This window comes from Burkholderia metallica, assembly GCF_902832845.1.
Taxonomy (GTDB): domain Bacteria; phylum Pseudomonadota; class Gammaproteobacteria; order Burkholderiales; family Burkholderiaceae; genus Burkholderia; species Burkholderia metallica.
On sequence record NZ_CADFDB010000012.1, the window covers coordinates 54,598 to 69,869 of the forward strand.

Below are 15,272 nucleotides of genomic sequence, written 5' to 3' on the forward strand. Positions count from 1 at the left end.
TTGCTGCCTGCAAGGAGTTTGTCCGGCACGTATTCGTGGGGGAGTCATCCGGAACACTTCTACGAAGCGAAATCAAAAGAGATTCCCGAGAGCATGCGACCGCGCTTCCTTGTCTCGGAATTAGCCGGGCGCCGGCTAGGGATGTGGGGATGCTGAGGACGCGTGGTTGGTCGACCGATCGGCTACCGCTGTGTATCGTCCGGGTAAGGGCCGAGAAAAGTCGAAATGCGGAAACACTTTCCTCTGCGTGTCCTGTTGACTGAGCAATGTGTCAAACAGTCACGGGAGAGTGTCCAAGGTGACGGGGGCGTGTTGACGCATCTGATCAGGAGAGATCGGTCCCTTGATTTGTCATGATGCCGAATCCTTTCATTTTGTAATAATTCTTGAGAACTGTCATATCATGTCGCCTCTCAGGCCGCGTCCGCGGCTGCCGCATATGACCGACCCTATTTACAAGGACTCTGGATGGAAGCATTCGTGCATGGGCTGATCGACGCCATCAATGGCGTGTTGTGGAACTACGTGCTGATCGCGCTGCTGCTCGGCGCCGGTGCGTGGTTCACGTTGCGGTTCCGGATGATCCAGTTGAAGGCGCTGTTCCTCAGCATGAAACTGGTCGGCAGCAAGGGCGAACCGGGCAGCATCTCGTCGTTCCAGGCGTTCGCGACCGGGCTCGCGAGCCGCGTCGGCACCGGCAACATCGCCGGCGTCGCGGTTGCGCTGACGGTCGGCGGGCCGGGCGCGATCTTCTGGATGTGGATGACGGCGCTCGTCGGGATGTCGTCCGCGTTCGTCGAGGCGACGCTCGCGCAGATCTTCAAGGTGTCGCACGCCGACGGCAGCTATCGCGGCGGCCCCGCGTACTACATCCAGACGGGCCTGCGTTCGCGCGGCTTCGGCGTGCTGTTCTCGCTGTCGCTGATTCTCGCGTTCGGCTTCGTGTTCAATGCGGTGCAGGCCAACGCGATCGCCGATGCGTTCGACACGTCGTTCGGCTGGAGCCGCGCAAGCGTCGGTCTCGCGCTCGTGCTGCTGACCGCGCCGATCATCTTCGGCGGGATCCGCCGGATCGCGGCGGTTGCGCAGGTGATCGTGCCGCTGATGGCGATCGGCTATCTCGCGCTCGCGGTCTATGCGGTCGCGACGCATCTTGCGCTGGTGCCGGGCGTGATCGCGCTGATCGTGAAGAGCGCGTTCGGCCTCGAGCAGGCGGCGGGCGGCCTGACGGGCTATGCGGTCAGCCAGGCGGTCGCGATGGGCGTGAAGCGCGGGCTGTTCTCGAACGAGGCCGGCATGGGCAGCGCGCCGAATGCGGCGGCGACCGCCAGCACGCGGCATCCGGTCGTGCAGGGGCTGATCCAGATGCTCGGCGTGTTCGTCGACACGATCGTGATCTGCAGCGCGACCGCCTTCGTGATTCTGCTGTCGGGCCAGTACGAGCTGGGCACCGGCATGGAAGGCGCGGCGCTCACGCAGCGGTCCATCGCGAGCCACGTCGGCGACTGGGGCGGCATCTACATGGCGTTCGCGATCTTCTTCTTCGCGTATTCGTCGGTGATCGGCAACTACGCGTATGCGGAAGGCAACGTCGAATTCATCACGAAGCGGCGCGGCGTGCTGCCGCTATTCCGCGTCGCGGTGCTCGGCATGGTGATGTTCGGCAGCGTCGGGCAACTGCCGCTCGTGTGGGCGATGGCCGATACGAGCATGGGGCTGATGGCGATCATCAACCTGATCGCGATCCTCGCGCTCGGCAAGTACGCGCACGCGGCGTGGCGCGACTATCGCCGCCAGCGCGCGGAAGGCGTGGCCGATCCGGTGTTCACGCGCAACACGATTCCGGAACTCGCGAACGTGCTGCCGACCGACGTGTGGGGCGAGCATGGCCCGCTGCCGCAGCGCCCGGCCGCGGCCGATGAGGCCAGCGCGAACGCGCCGCGCACGGTGGTGCGCGAGTCATGAACGGCGACCGGTTGCGCGTGTTCGTCGCGCTGGTGCCCGATGCGGCATCGCGCGACGCGCTGCACGCGTTGCCGGTCGCCCGTGGCGCGCGGCGCACGCAGCCCGCGCAACTGCATGTGACGCTCGCGTTCGTCGGTGCGATCGAGCGGGCCTGCTGCGATGCGCTGGCCGCGTGCCTGCCGGCGCTCGCGGCCGCGCATGCGCTGCCGCCGACACCGGTCGAGCGGATCGCGTGGTGGCCGAGCCTGCCGCGCGCGCGGCTGATCGTCGCGGAACTCGCGGCCGAGCCGGCGTGTTCGGCGCTTCATGCGGACCTGTCGGCACGGCTGCGCGAGCTGGGCGTGCCCGCCGACCGGCGGCCGTTCCGTCCGCACGTGACGCTCGCGCGGCTGCTGCACGATGCGGACGGTCAACCTGCGCATGGCGGTGCAACCGGTCGGCCGCTCGCGTTGCGCTTCGACGCGCTCACGCTGTTCGAAAGCCGGCTGTCGCACGAAGGCGTGTCGCATCGGCCGATCGTGTCGGCGCCGATCACACGGGCGGACGGCGCGGTAGCGGGCTGAGCCGTTCCGGCGCAGCCGACGGCCGGTGGCGATCATCGCCGTGCCGAACGCGGGGCCGCCGCTGCCGCATCGCTTCGGCGACGTCGCGCAACGTCCGACCCGCTACCCGTAACGCGCGAGCGTCAATCCCGACAGATCGATCTCCGGTTCTCGTCCCGTGACGAGATCGGCGAGCACCTTCCCCGACCCCATCGACATCGCCCAGCCCGTCGAGCCGTGACCGACGTTCAGCCAGAGCCCGTCGATCCCGCTCGCGCCCAGCAGCGGCGGCCCGTCGGGCGTCATCGGCCGGCGGCCGACCCAGAAGCGCGCCGACGCGCGATCGGCTGCGTGCGGGAACCAGTCGTCGAGCACCTTCATCAGCGTATCGAGCGCCTGCTGCCGCAGCGCCGCGTGCCGGTTGCCGAGCTCCGCGGTGCCCGCGACGCGCAGCGTCGGGCCGAAGCGCGTGATCGCCGTCTTCAGCGATTCGTCCATCAGCGCGGCATGCGGGGCCTTTTCATCGTCGACGACCGCGAGCGTCGCCGAGTACCCCTTCACCGGATACAGCGGCACGTCGATGCCGTACGGCCGCAGCAGGCCGGCGCTGTCGACGCCGAGCGCGACGACGATCGCGTCGGCCGCGAGCTGCGAGTCGCGACGATTGCCGCCGGTGCGCGACGCGCGCGGATGCGTGCCGGCCCGGTCGCGCGGATCGCCGGCCTCGTCGCCGTCACCGTTGCCGACGATCCGCACGCCGCGCACTCGGCCGGTTTCGACGTCGAGCGCCTGCACGTCGGTGCGAAAGCGGAACGTCACGCCGTTCGCTTCGCACAGCGCCCGCAGTTCGCGCGTGAAGCGGGCGCAGTCGCCGGCTTCGTCGTCGGGCAGGTAGATGCCGCCGACCGGCGCCTGCCGCGCCCAGCGCAGACCCGGCTCGATCGCCGTGCAGCCGGCCGCATCGAGTTCGCGAAACGCGATACCGGCATCGCGCAGCACCTTCAGCGCCGGCTGCACCATCTCGACGTCGAACGCGCCGCGCAGCAGTTGCAGGTAGCCGCGGCTCGCGCCGTAATCGAACGGGTGGCGGTCGCGAAACGCGTGCAGGCACGCGCGGCTGTAATACGCGATACGCTGCATCCGCTGCTTGTTCACGCGGAACCGCCCGAATTCGCATTCGCGCAGCCAGTGCGCGATCCAGCGCCACTGCGCGGGGTCTAGCGTCGGCCGGAAGATCAGCGGCGACGCGGGCTCGAACAGGTACTTGAGGATCTTGCCGGGCATCCCGGGCGCGGCCCACGGCGTCACGTAGCCGGGCGCGATCACGCCCGCGTTGCCGAGGCTCGTCGCCTGCGCGACGTCGGCCTCGCGCTCGATCACGGTGACGTCGCAGCCTGCTTCGCGCAGGTGCCAGGCGGTGGTGACGCCGATCACGCCGGCGCCGAGAACGATCACGTGCATGCGGTTTCCGGAACGAAGCGGTGGTTCAGGATGCGACGGCCGGATCGTCGGCGAGCGACTTGCCGCGCGTTTCCGGCAGCACGAGCGCGGCGACGATCACGAGCAGGTAGCCGCCACCCGCGACGAGGCCGATCGCCTTCACGAGCGACATCGACTGCGACAGCGAGCCGACGAGGATCGGGAAGAACGAGCCGAGCCCGCGCCCGAGGTTGTAGCAGAAGCCCTGGCCCGAGCCGCGGATCGCGCCCGGATACAGCTCGGACAGGTACGCGCCGACGCCCGCGAAGATGCCCTGCACGACGATGCCGAGCGGGAAGCCGAGCAGCAGCATCGCGGTGTCGGTGATCGGCAGCATCGTGTACGCCATGCCGAGCGAGAACGAGCCGATCGCGAACAGGATGAACGACGCGCGGCGCCCGAGCCGGTCGGACAGGATCGCGCCGACCACGTAGCCGACGAACGAGCCGACGATCAGCACGACGAGATAGCCGCTCGTGTTGAACACCGACAGATGGCGCACGGTCTTCAGGTAGGTGGGCAGCCACGTCGTGATCGCGTAGTAGCCGCCGAGCATGCCGGTGCACAGCGCGCTGCCGAACAGCGTTGCGCGCAGGTGCGGCGGCGAGAAGATCTCGAGGAAGTGGCCCGACACGCGGCCTTCGTCGCGCGCGCGGCGGGTGGCCGTGTAGATGTCCGGATCGCTGACGTTGCGGCGGATGTACAGGATCCACAGCGCGGGCACGATGCCGATCCAGAAGCACGCGCGCCATGCGAGCTGCTCGGGCAGCAGCGCGAAGAACGCCCAGTAGAGGATCGCGGCCGCGCCCCAGCCGAACGACCAGCTGCTCTGCACGGTGCCGACCGCTTTCGCGCGATGCTCGGGCGAGCGGATCGTCTCGGCCATCATGATCGTCACGACCGACCATTCGCCGCCGAAGCCGAAGCCCTGCAGCGTGCGCGTCGCGAGCAGCTGCCAGAACGAATGCGTGAAACCGGACAGGCACGTGAACAGCGCGAACGTCGCGATGGTCCACTGCAGCACGCGGACGCGGCCGTAGCGATCGGCGAGGATGCCGGCGACCCAGCCGCCGAGCGCCGACGAGATCAGCGAACTCGTCGCGATCATTCCGGCCTCGCTCTTCGTCATGCCCCACGTGGCGATCAGCGTCGGAATCAGGAACGAGTAGATCATGAAGTCGAACGCATCGACCGCGTAGCCGCCGAATCCGGCGTACAGCGTCCTGCGCTCGCGCGTCGACAGTTCGTTGAACCACTGGAATGCCTGCATGCTTGCCGCCCCCTGTTGTCTCGTCTCTCGTTTCGCGCTGCCGTCTGGCGGTTATTTTACGGGCGGATGCGGAGCGCCAAAAAGGCACGTGCAGGTGGGCGTGCGGCGGCGCGACGGATCGGGAGGGCGGTGGACGATCGTTCGAGGAAGGCGCGATGGTCGATCGCTCGCATGCCGGGCAGGCGCCGGCGATGATCTTGACGCCTGCCCGGCGGACGCGTTCTCGCGTCAGGCGTCAGAGCGTCAGGCCGCCGTCGACATGAATGACCTGCCCGGTGATCTGCCGAGCCGCATCCGACAGCAGGAACGCGATCAATGCGGCGACGTCGTCGGGTTCGGCGATCCGGCCGAGCGGCGTCGCCTGTTCGGCCTGCGCCCACGCGTCGGCATTGCCGGCGCTCGGCCCGTGGTCCTTGCGCGTGAAGCCCGGCGCGACCGCGTTGACGGTGATCCCGCGCGCGGCGAATTCGGCGGCGGCGGTGCGCACGAGCGACTCGAGCGCGGCCTTCGCGGCGGCGGTGGCCGCGAACGGCGTGTCGGCGCGGTAGCGGTGCGCGACGAACGAGCTGACCGCGACGATCCGCGGCGCGGCCGACGCTTCGAGCAGCGGCCGCGCGCGCCCCGCGAGCGCGGAGAATGCGCCGGGCATCGCCGCGAACGCGCACGCGAGCGCATCGGCGGAAAGATCGGAAAAGGATTGGCGCGCGGCGAAGCCCGCATTGGCGACGAGCTGGTCGAGCCCGCCGAAGTGCGCGGCCGCCGCATCGACGAGCGACGCGGCGACGCCCGGCTCGCCGAGATCGCCGGTGAGCGTGATGCACTCGGCGCCGGCCGCCGTGCAGGCACGGGCGACGTCGGCGAGCCGGGCGCGCGCCGCGTCGTTTGCGCCGCGTGCGTGCAGTGCCAGCGCGATGCCGGGCGCCGCGAGCCGCCGCGCGAGCGCCGCGCCGATCCCCGAACCGGCGCCGGTGATCAGCGCGATCCGTGCGAGGGGCGCGGCGCGTACGCTCACGCCGCGACCTTGTCGCTGTCGTTCACGCGCTCGACGTTGATCGTGCCGACGTGGAACGCGGCCAGCGACTCGCGGTGCGCGATGCTGACGATCGCGGCCTTCGGCAGCCGTTCGGCGAACAGGTGATAGAGGCGTGCTTCGTTGTCGGCGTCGAGCGCGCTGGTCGCTTCGTCGAGGAACAGGAAGTCCGGCTTGTGCAGCAGCACGCGCGCACCGGCGAGGCGTTGCTGTTCGCCCGGCGACAGCACGCGCGTCCAGTGCGCGGTCTCGTCGAGGCGTTCGACGTAATCTTCCAGGCGGCACGCGCGCAGCGCGTCGCGACAGGCTTCGTCGCTGAACGCGTCGGCCTTCGCGGGGTAGGTGAGCGCGGCCTTCAGCGTGCCGATCGGCAGATAGCTGGATTGCGGCACGAACATCATCCTCGCGCCGACCGGAGCGTCGATCGCGCCGTCGCCGAACGGCCACAGGCCCGCGAGCGCGCGCATGAACGTGCTCTTGCCGGAACCCGACTTGCCGATCACGAGCCAGCGCGAGCCGGGCTCGATCGTCACATTGCCGATGTTCGCGAGCGCGTTGCCGTTCGGCAGCGCGAGCTTCAGCGCCGACGTCGACAGCTTCGCCGCGTCGACGTAGTGCAGGTTGATGCCGCCGTGCTCGGTGGCGGGCGACAGGCTTTCCTTCAGGTGCGACGTGCCCATCACGCGCTTGAATTCGCGCAGACGGTTGACGGTGGCGCGCCACTCGACGAGGGTCGAGTAACTGTTGATGAACCACGAGAACGAATCGCTGACCGTGCCGAACGCGGACGAGATCTGCATCAGCACGCCGAACGAGAACGCGCCCGCGAAATAGCGCGGCGCGGCGACGACGAGCGGGAAGATGATCGCGATCTGCCCGTAGAAGCTCAGCACGAACGTGAGCCGCTTCGTGTACTTCATCACGCGCCACCAGTTGTCGCGGATGCGCATGAAGAGGCTCTGCGCGTTGTCGGTCTCGGTCTTCTCGCCGTCGTAGAACGCGATCTGCTCGGCGTTTTCACGCACGCGGATCAGCCCGAAGCGGAAGTCGGCCTCGACGCGCTGCTGCTGGTAGTTGATCGACACGAGCGGATGGCCGACCTTCTGGATGATCAGCGAGCCGACCACCGCGTACAGCGCGGCCGCCCACACCATGTAGCCGGGAATCGAGATCGGCGTCGCGCCGAGCGTGAACGTCAGCGCGCCGGCGAGCGACCACAGGATCGTGATGAACGACACGAGCGTGACGACCGTCGACAGCAGGTCGAGCGACAGCGCGAGCGTCGTGGTCGCGAACGACTGGAGGTCGTCGGTGATCCGCTGGTCGGGGTTGTCCGCGAGACGGTCGCGTTCGATCCGGTAGAACGCGCGATCGCCGAGCCACTGGCCGAGAAAGCGGTCGGTGAGCCACTGGCGCCAGCGGAAGCCGAGCATCTGCCGCAGGTAGCGGCCGTACACGGCGAGGATGATGAACGCGAATGCGAGCGCGGAGAACTGCATCAGCAGGTTCGGGAAGTCGTGGACGTCCTTCGACTGCAGCGCGTTGTAGAACTGCGCGTTCCACTTGTTCAGCCGGACGTTGATCCAGACCACGCAGAGGTTGATCGCGATGATCGTGACCAGCAGGCCCCACGCGATTTTCCATTCGGACGATACCCAGTAGGGCTTGATGAGGCTCCATGCGGATACCGGGCGCTCGTCCTGCGGCGCGTCGGAGACGGAGCGGACGGGATCGATCGATTGGGTCATGTGCTTCCTGATGAGTAGCCGGCGCGCGGGCCGGGAGAAGCCGGGCGCGCGCCGCGATAAGGCATGCCGGGACGCGGCGCCGACTGACGGCGGGCGCACGATGGTCGCCCGCGCGTCTTAAACGGCACTTAAGGCCGGCGGTGACGCGGCAACCGGCCGCTCGGGGCGGCCGGCCTGCGGGCATTGTGCCAGAGCGGCGCGACGCGACGCGAATTTGCCGCAAGGGGGACAGTTTGCGGCGCTTTCCGCTTTTATGGTCTAATGGCCGACGACGAAACAGGGGTGCTTCGTGGCGCGGCCGGCGGATGTTCCGGGCAGCGCGATGAGGCTGAGAAAGACCCTTCGCACCCGATCCGGGTAATACCGGCGAGGGAAGTTTCTGAACCCGCCGGGCCGCGCTGGCTGCCATCCCACATGGTCAGCGCCCTTGTCCCGCCCGGCCGGCCTTTGCTGCCGGTTTCGTCCTTTTGGGTACGCGCATTGCGCGTTACGGAAGGAATGATGACCGCACAATCTTCAGTCTTTTGCATGATTCCCGGCCCGAAGTCGCGTGCGTTCGCACGGGGCGGCGCGCTTGCGTGCGCATCGACGTTCGTCGCGCGCGCCGGCGCGGAGGTCGCGCGATGAACGCGCGGGAGTCCCGACCCGATTTCGCGGTGCTCGGCGGCGGCCTCGTCGGCCGCCTGATCGCGTGGCGGCTCGCCGGCGACGGGCACCGTGTCGCGCTGTACGAACGCGGCGGCCCGGACGGCGAGCAGTCGGCCGCGTGGATCGCGGCCGCGATGCTCGCGCCGCTCGCGGAAGCGGCGAGCGCGGAGCTGCTGATCACCGAGCTCGGCGCCGCGTCGCTCGCGCGCTGGCCGCAGTGGCTCGCGGAACTGCCCGAACCCGTCTTCTTCCAGCGTCACGGCACGCTCGTCGTCTGGCATCACGCGGATCGCGCGGAGGCGCCGCTGTTCGAGCGGCGCGTGCGCGCGAACGCGCCGGCCGACCTGCTCGACAGCGGCTTCGTCACGCTCGCCGGTGCGCAGGTCGATGCGGCCGAGCCGGTGCTCGCGGGCCGCTTCGCACGCGGGCTGCTGCTGCCGAACGAAGGCCAGCTCGACAATCGCCAGGCACTGCGCGCGCTCGCGGCGGGCCTCGTCGAGCGCGGCGTCGCGCTGCACTGGCACGTCGCGATCGACGACGCGAACCTGCCCGACGCGCATTTCACGATCGATTGCCGCGGGCTCGGCGCGAAATCCGCGCTGCCCGCGTTGCGCGGCATCCGCGGCGAAGTCGCGCGCGTGCATGCGCCCGGCATCGGGCTCACCCGGCCCGTGCGGCTGCTGCATCCGCGCTATCCGCTGTACATCGCACCGAAGCAGGACGATCTCTATGTGATCGGCGCGACCGAGGTAGAGGGCGAGGACCTGTCGCCCGTCAGCGTGCGCTCCGCGCTCGAACTGCTGAGCGCGGCGTTCTCCGTGCATCCGGCGTTCGGCGAGGCGCGCATCCTCGAACTCAATGCGCAGTGCCGGCCGACGCTGCCCGATCACCGTCCGGCGGTGATCTGGGACGGCGCGTCGACGCTCGCCGTCAACGGCCTGTACCGGCACGGCTTCATGATCGCGCCGGAAGTCGCGCAGGCGGCGGTCGCGGCCGCCGAAGCCGCGCTCGGCGGCGGGTTCGGCGATGCCGACGCGTTCGCCGCGTGGCGCGACGACGCGCGCTGGCCGACGCTCCTTCATCACCGCAACGACGCGCGCCAGCCGGCCTGACGCGCGCCGCCGACGAATTCGACGAAGCCTCATGGATATCCAGATCAACCAACAGACCCTGACGTTGCCCGACGGCGCAACGGTGGCCGACGCGCTCGCCGCGTACGGCGCGCGTCCGCCGTACGCGGTCGCGCTGAACGGCAACTTCGTCGCGCGCACGCAGCACGCGGCGCGCGCACTCGCGACGGGCGACAAGCTCGACGTCGTGCACCCGGTCGCGGGCGGCTGAGCGCCGCCGGTTCGTCCCCGCTCTTTCAGGAAAACGACATGACGTCCCTCACTTCCGCCGACGCGCTGACGCTGTACGGCGAAACCTTCGCAAGCCGCGTGCTGCTCGGCACGTCGCGCTATCCGTCGCTGCAGTCGCTGTCCGATTCGATCGACGCGTCGCGTCCCGGGATGGTGACGGTCGCGCTGCGCCGCCAGATGACGGGCGGCGGCACGGCCGAAGCCGGCTTCTTCGATCTGCTCAAGCGCCACGCGGTGCCGCTGCTGCCGAACACGGCCGGCTGCCAGACCGTCGCCGAAGCCGTGACGACCGCGCACATGGCGCGCGAGGTGTTCGGCACCGACTGGATCAAGCTCGAACTGATCGGCGACGACTACACGCTGCAGCCCGACCCGGTCGGCCTGATCGAAGCCGCCGCGCAACTGGTCAGGGACGGCTTCAAGGTGCTGCCGTACTGCACCGAGGATCTGGTGATCGGCCGGCGCCTGCTCGACGTCGGCTGCGAGGCGCTGATGCCGTGGGGCGCGCCGATCGGCACGGGCAAGGGCGTCGTGAACCCGTACGGCCTGCGCGTGCTGCGCGAACGGTTGCCCGACGTGCCGCTGATCGTCGACGCGGGGCTCGGCGTGCCGTCGCACGCGTGCCAGGTGATGGAGTGGGGCTTCGACGGCGTGCTGCTGAACACCGCCGTGTCGCAGGCGACGCACCCCGAGATCATGGCGCGCGCGTTCGCGCAGGGCGTCGAGGCCGGCCGCGCCGCGTATCTGGCCGGGCCGATGGACGCGCGCGAAACCGCGCACGCCAGCACGCCGGTCGTCGGGATGCCGTTCTGGCACCAGGACGGGGGCGGCGCATGAGCGCGCGTTTCGCCGATGCATTCTGGCCGCCGGCCGACGAACTGGCCGAGGCGGCCGAGCGGATTCGCGCGCGGCTCGGCGACTGGCCGGGCGACGCGGCGCCGTGGCGGCTCTGCGTCGCGGTGCCCGACGCGCCAGCCGACGGCGACGTGCTGATCGTCTCGACCGGCGACCGCACCGCGCAGGCGCGCGCGTCGGCCGCATCGCGGCCGGCGGCGCCGGACGCGGTCGCGATCGAATTCGACGAGCAGCGCGCGGTGCTGCACGCGGCGGGCGCGCGCTATGCGCTCGACGCCGCGCATCCGCTCGCGGACGACTGGATCGCCGCGCTCGCCGCGTTCCTCGATTGCGGCTTCGCGCCGGTCGACGCGCTGGTGCTGGCGCTGGCCTGGCGCGACGGCGACGAAACGCGCGCCGCCGATGCGTGGCCGGTCGACGCCGCGCGGTTCCCGCGCGTGGCCGGGCTGCCGGCCGCGCCCGAACCCGCGTTCGCGCCGTGCCCCGCGCAACTCGGCCTGTATCCGGTCGTGCCGGACGCCGACTGGGTCGAACGTGTGCTCGATTGCGGCGTGCGGACCGTGCAGCTGCGGGTGAAAGGCGCGACGCCGGACGCGTTGCGGCGGGAAATCGCGCGCGCGGTCGCGGCCGGGCGCCGTTATCCGGATGCGCGCGTGTTCATCAACGATCACTGGCAGATCGCCGTGGAAGAGGGGGCGTACGGCGTACATCTGGGCCAGGAAGATCTCGAAACGGCCGATCTGGCCGCGATCGCGCGCGCAGGCCTGCGTCTCGGACTTTCGAGCCATGGTTATTACGAAATATTGCGGGCGCTGCATGAGCGCCCCAGCTATCTCGCGCTCGGCCCCGTGTACGCGACCGCGACCAAGGCCGTCGCCGCGCCGCCGCAGGGCCTCGCGCGGATCGCGCGCTATGCGCGCCTCGCGGGCACGCGGGCGCCGCTCGTCGCGATCGGCGGGGTGGGGCTCGACGCGCTGCCGGCCGTGCTGGCGACGGGCGTCGGCAGTGTCGCGGTGGTCAGTGCGGTCACGGGCGCGCGCGATTATCGGGCGGCGATTGCTGCGATGCAGCAATGCTTTTCCGGACAATTTGACAATCATTGACTGCAGGGGCCGGAACGGCGTCACGACATCATTCCAATGCAGGCCCTATAATTCGGCGTTCTGCGTAAAAGGACTGTCAGCTCCGTGAGCCCCACTCCTACCGAGACACTGCTGGAACTTCGCGACGTCGACTTTGGCTACGGCGACCGCCTCGTCCTGTCCAACCTGAACCTGCGCTTCGGGCGCGGGCAGGTGGTCGCGGTCATGGGCGGGTCGGGTTGCGGCAAGACGACCGTGCTGCGCCTGATCGGCGGGCTCGTGCGCGCGCGCCGCGGCCAGGTGCTGTTCGACGGCGCCGATGTCGGCGCGCAAACGCGCGACGGCCTGTACGCGCTGCGCCGCAAGATGGGCATGCTGTTCCAGTTCGGCGCGCTGTTCACCGACATGTCGGTGTTCGAGAACGTCGCGTTCGCGCTGCGCGAGCATACCGACCTGCCCGAAGACCTGATCCGCGACCTCGTGCTGATGAAGCTCAACGCGGTCGGGCTGCGCGGCGCGCGCGACCTGATGCCGTCCGAGGTGTCGGGCGGGATGGCGCGCCGCATCGCGCTCGCGCGCGCGATCGCGCTCGATCCGCAGCTCATCATGTACGACGAGCCGTTCGCGGGCCTCGATCCGATCTCGCTCGGCATCACCGCGAACCTGATCCGCACGCTGAACCAGGCGCTCGGCGCAACGTCGATCCTCGTCACGCACGACGTGCCGGAATCGTTCGCGATCGCCGACTACGTGTACTTTCTGGCCAACGGCGGCGTGCTCGCCCAGGGCACGCCTGACGAGCTGCGCGCATCGACCGATCCGAGCGTGCGGCAGTTCATCGACGGCGCGCCGGACGGCCCGTTCAAATTTCATTACACGAGTCCGCCGCTCGCAGCGGATTTCGGGCTCGGCGGAGGGCGCGCATGATCAGCGCGATCGGACGTTACGTCATCGGCGGCCTCGAGCGCGCGGGCTACGGCACGCGGCTGTTCGTGCGCCTCGTGCTGGAATTCTTCCCGCTGCTGCGCCGGCCGCGGCTCGTCACGAAGCAGATCCACTTCCTCGGCAACTATTCGTTCGTGATCATTGCCGTGTCGGGGCTGTTCGTCGGCTTCGTGCTCGGCCTGCAGGGGTATTACACGCTGAACCGCTATGGTTCCGAGCAGGCGCTCGGGCTGCTGGTCGCGCTGTCGCTCGTGCGCGAACTCGGGCCGGTCGTCACCGCGCTGCTGTTCGCGGGCCGCGCGGGCACGTCGCTCACGGCCGAGATCGGCCTGATGAAAGCCGGCGAGCAACTCACCGCGCTCGAAATGATGGCGGTGGACCCGATCAAGAACGTGATCGCCCCGCGCATGTGGGCGGGCATCATCGCGATGCCGCTGCTCGCCGCGATCTTCAATGCGGTCGGCGTGCTCGGCGGCTACTTCGTCGGCGTCGTGCTGATCGGCGTCGATCCGGGCGCGTTCTGGTCGCAGATGCAGGGCGGCGTGCAGGTCTGGGCCGACGTCGGCAACGGCGTGCTGAAGAGCATCGTGTTCGGGTTCGCCGTGACCTTCATTGCGCTGTATCAGGGGTATGAAGCGAAGCCCACGCCCGAAGGCGTGTCGCGCGCGACCACCAAGACGGTCGTGTTCGCGTCGCTCGCCGTACTCGGCCTCGATTTCCTGCTGACCGCGCTGATGTTCAGCTAAGCCATATTTTGGAATGACGATGAAAAAGACTGCTCTCGACTTCTGGGTCGGCCTGTTCGTGGTGGTGGGCTTCCTTGCGGTGCTGTTCCTGGCGCTGAAGGTCGGCAACATGAGCTCGCTGTCGTTTCAGCCGACCTATTCGGTGAAGATGAAATTCGACAATATCGGCGGGCTGAAGCCGCGCGCGGCCGTGAAGAGCGCGGGCGTCGTGGTCGGCCGCGTGAAGTCGATCGGCTTCGACACGAATACGTACCAGGCGCTGGTGACGATCGACGTGGACGGCCAGTATCAGTTCCCGAAGGATTCGTCGGCGAAGATCCTCACGTCCGGCCTGCTCGGCGAGCAATATATCGGCCTCGATCCGGGCGGCGACACCGAAATGCTGAAGGCGGGCGATACGATCACGATGACGCAGTCGGCGATCGTGCTCGAGAACCTGATCGGCCAGTTCCTGTACAGCAAGGCCGCCGATGCGGGTGGTGCGAAGCCGGCAGCCGGGGCATCGGCAGCACCCGCCGCGCCCGCACCGGTTGCGGTGCCGGCGTCCGCGGTGTCCGGTTCGGCGGCCCAATAACCACGCGAGAGAAAACAAGAGGGTAATGACCATGCACACGATCCGCATCAGGCACGCCGCGCTGGCGGTAGCGGCAGTCGCCGCGTTGAGCGGCTGCGCGACCGTGCAGACGCCGACCAAGGGCGATCCGCTCGAAGGCTTCAACCGGACGATGTACAAGTTCAACGACACGGTCGACACGTACGCGCTGAAGCCGGTCGCGAAGGGCTACCAGTACGTGGTGCCGCAGCCGGTGCGCGACAGCGTGACGAACTTCTTCTCGAACATCGGCGACGTCTACATCGCGGCGAACAACATCGTGCAACTGCGGATCGCGGACGGCGTCGGCGACATCATGCGGGTCGTGATCAACACGGTGTTCGGCGTCGGCGGCCTGTTCGACGTCGCGACGGTCGCGAAGCTGCCGAAGCACACGGCCGACTTCGGGATCACGATGGGCCGCTACGGCGTGCCGTCGGGCCCGTATCTCGTGCTGCCGCTGCTCGGCCCGAGCACGCTGCGCGACACGGCCGGCCTGGGCGTCGACTACGTCGGCAACCCGCTCACCTACGTGAAGCCGGACGGCCTGAGCTGGGGCCTGTTCGGCGTGAACCTCGTCAACACGCGTGCGAACCTGCTCGGCGCGGGCGACGTGCTGGATGCCGCGGCGCTCGACAAGTATTCGTTCGTGCGCAACGCGTACCTGCAGCGTCGCCAGATGCTGATCAGCAACGCGCGCGGCGAGGCGGTCGCGACGTCGAGCAACGACGCGCTGCCGAAGTACGACCTGCCGGAAGACGGCGCGGCACCGGCGGCAGCCGGTGCGGCCGGTGCCGCGGTGGGCGGCGCGACGGCGCCGGCAGGTGCGTCGGGCGCGGCAGTGGCTGCGCCGGCGTCGGGCACGGCCGAATCGCCGAACCCGGCCAGCGAGACGAACGTGCCGGCGATGCAGGTGGCGCCGCCGTCGCCGGGCGGGTTCCGCTTCCCGAGCATCCGGCTGCACTGACGAGCTTACATTCGTTACAGCCGGAAACGATTCAGTCGGTAG

Annotated in this window: 14 protein-coding genes and 1 riboswitch; of the genes, 10 read left to right on the forward strand and 4 right to left on the reverse strand. The window is 69.2% G+C overall.

Annotation, left to right across the window (positions count from 1 at the left end):
* Window positions 1-468: 468 nt before the first annotated feature.
* Complete coding sequence (locus HWX08_RS28130; protein WP_174922964.1) at window positions 469-1,965, forward strand: alanine/glycine:cation symporter family protein; 1,497 nt, start codon at window positions 469-471, stop codon at window positions 1,963-1,965.
* The gene (gene thpR, locus HWX08_RS28135) at window positions 1,962-2,528 is read left to right on the forward strand and encodes an RNA 2',3'-cyclic phosphodiesterase (RefSeq protein WP_174922965.1); all 567 of its coding nucleotides are present in this window, start codon (window positions 1,962-1,964) and stop codon (window positions 2,526-2,528) included. Before HWX08_RS28130 ends, thpR begins: the two co-directional genes overlap by 4 nt.
* A gap of 102 nt (window positions 2,529-2,630) precedes the next feature.
* Here the strand turns inward: thpR and HWX08_RS28140 are convergent, their stop codons facing one another.
* The 4 genes from HWX08_RS28140 to HWX08_RS28155 all read right to left on the reverse strand — a co-directional run bounded on the left by HWX08_RS28140 (window position 2,631) and on the right by HWX08_RS28155 (window position 8,034).
* Window positions 2,631-3,968, reverse strand: a complete 1,338-nt coding sequence (locus HWX08_RS28140) for a D-amino acid dehydrogenase (protein WP_174922966.1) — start codon at window positions 3,966-3,968, stop codon at window positions 2,631-2,633.
* A gap of 25 nt (window positions 3,969-3,993) precedes the next feature.
* Entirely contained in the window at window positions 3,994-5,256 is a 1,263-nt protein-coding gene (locus tag HWX08_RS28145) for an MFS transporter (protein ID WP_069255564.1), read from the reverse strand.
* A gap of 235 nt (window positions 5,257-5,491) precedes the next feature.
* A complete protein-coding gene (locus HWX08_RS28150; RefSeq protein WP_069255565.1) occupies window positions 5,492-6,268 on the reverse strand; it encodes an SDR family NAD(P)-dependent oxidoreductase in 777 nt (258 codons plus the stop codon).
* Window positions 6,265-8,034 (reverse strand): ABC transporter ATP-binding protein/permease, encoded by a 1,770-nt coding sequence (locus HWX08_RS28155; RefSeq protein WP_069255566.1) that lies wholly within the window; start codon window positions 8,032-8,034, stop codon window positions 6,265-6,267. The genes HWX08_RS28150 and HWX08_RS28155 overlap by 4 nt, the downstream gene beginning before the upstream one ends.
* Window positions 8,035-8,302: 268 nt before the next feature.
* A riboswitch (TPP riboswitch) is annotated at window positions 8,303-8,426 on the forward strand.
* Window positions 8,427-8,657: 231 nt separating this feature from the next.
* Here HWX08_RS28155 and HWX08_RS28160 point away from each other — a divergent pair.
* The 8 genes from HWX08_RS28160 to HWX08_RS28195 all read left to right on the forward strand — a co-directional run bounded on the left by HWX08_RS28160 (window position 8,658) and on the right by HWX08_RS28195 (window position 15,230).
* Window positions 8,658-9,794: an FAD-dependent oxidoreductase gene (locus HWX08_RS28160; RefSeq protein ID WP_174922967.1), complete on the forward strand. Its 1,137-nt coding sequence runs from the start codon at window positions 8,658-8,660 to the stop codon at window positions 9,792-9,794.
* A gap of 31 nt (window positions 9,795-9,825) precedes the next feature.
* The gene (gene thiS, locus HWX08_RS28165; RefSeq protein ID WP_014898319.1) at window positions 9,826-10,023 is read left to right on the forward strand and encodes a sulfur carrier protein ThiS; all 198 of its coding nucleotides are present in this window, start codon (window positions 9,826-9,828) and stop codon (window positions 10,021-10,023) included.
* Between the two features lie 38 nt (window positions 10,024-10,061).
* Window positions 10,062-10,880 (forward strand): thiazole synthase, encoded by an 819-nt coding sequence (locus HWX08_RS28170; RefSeq protein ID WP_069255568.1) that lies wholly within the window; start codon window positions 10,062-10,064, stop codon window positions 10,878-10,880.
* Window positions 10,877-12,001: a thiamine phosphate synthase gene (thiE, locus tag HWX08_RS28175; protein WP_175807108.1), complete on the forward strand. Its 1,125-nt coding sequence runs from the start codon at window positions 10,877-10,879 to the stop codon at window positions 11,999-12,001. The genes HWX08_RS28170 and thiE overlap by 4 nt, the downstream gene beginning before the upstream one ends.
* Before the next feature lie 84 nt (window positions 12,002-12,085).
* Window positions 12,086-12,907, forward strand: a complete 822-nt coding sequence (locus HWX08_RS28180; protein WP_006477138.1) for an ABC transporter ATP-binding protein — start codon at window positions 12,086-12,088, stop codon at window positions 12,905-12,907.
* On the forward strand, window positions 12,904-13,671 hold the full coding sequence (gene mlaE, locus HWX08_RS28185; protein WP_006477137.1) for a lipid asymmetry maintenance ABC transporter permease subunit MlaE: 768 nt from the start codon (window positions 12,904-12,906) through the stop codon (window positions 13,669-13,671). Before HWX08_RS28180 ends, mlaE begins: the two co-directional genes overlap by 4 nt.
* Before the next feature lie 13 nt (window positions 13,672-13,684).
* On the forward strand, window positions 13,685-14,245 hold the full coding sequence (gene mlaD, locus HWX08_RS28190) for an outer membrane lipid asymmetry maintenance protein MlaD (RefSeq protein WP_069255570.1): 561 nt from the start codon (window positions 13,685-13,687) through the stop codon (window positions 14,243-14,245).
* Window positions 14,246-14,276: 31 nt separating this feature from the next.
* Window positions 14,277-15,230 (forward strand): MlaA family lipoprotein, encoded by a 954-nt coding sequence (locus tag HWX08_RS28195; protein WP_069257923.1) that lies wholly within the window; start codon window positions 14,277-14,279, stop codon window positions 15,228-15,230.
* Window positions 15,231-15,272: the final 42 nt, after the last annotated feature.

Excerpts from the sequence above, each read along its gene's own strand:
- HWX08_RS28130 (WP_174922964.1), top strand. The coding sequence starts at position 469 with ATGGAAGCATTCGTGCATGGGCTGATCGACGCCATCAATGGCGTGTTG.
- thpR (WP_174922965.1), top strand. The coding sequence starts at position 1,962 with ATGAACGGCGACCGGTTGCGCGTGTTCGTCGCGCTGGTGCCCGATGCG.
- HWX08_RS28140 (WP_174922966.1), bottom strand. The coding sequence starts at position 3,968 with ATGCACGTGATCGTTCTCGGCGCCGGCGTGATCGGCGTCACCACCGCC.
- HWX08_RS28145 (WP_069255564.1), bottom strand. The coding sequence starts at position 5,256 with ATGCAGGCATTCCAGTGGTTCAACGAACTGTCGACGCGCGAGCGCAGG.
- HWX08_RS28155 (WP_069255566.1), bottom strand. The coding sequence starts at position 8,034 with ATGACCCAATCGATCGATCCCGTCCGCTCCGTCTCCGACGCGCCGCAG.
- HWX08_RS28160 (WP_174922967.1), top strand. The coding sequence starts at position 8,658 with ATGAACGCGCGGGAGTCCCGACCCGATTTCGCGGTGCTCGGCGGCGGC.
- thiS (WP_014898319.1), top strand. The coding sequence starts at position 9,826 with ATGGATATCCAGATCAACCAACAGACCCTGACGTTGCCCGACGGCGCA.
- HWX08_RS28170 (WP_069255568.1), top strand. The coding sequence starts at position 10,062 with ATGACGTCCCTCACTTCCGCCGACGCGCTGACGCTGTACGGCGAAACC.
- thiE (WP_175807108.1), top strand. The coding sequence starts at position 10,877 with ATGAGCGCGCGTTTCGCCGATGCATTCTGGCCGCCGGCCGACGAACTG.
- mlaE (WP_006477137.1), top strand. The coding sequence starts at position 12,904 with ATGATCAGCGCGATCGGACGTTACGTCATCGGCGGCCTCGAGCGCGCG.
- mlaD (WP_069255570.1), top strand. The coding sequence starts at position 13,685 with ATGACGATGAAAAAGACTGCTCTCGACTTCTGGGTCGGCCTGTTCGTG.
- HWX08_RS28195 (WP_069257923.1), top strand. The coding sequence starts at position 14,277 with ATGCACACGATCCGCATCAGGCACGCCGCGCTGGCGGTAGCGGCAGTC.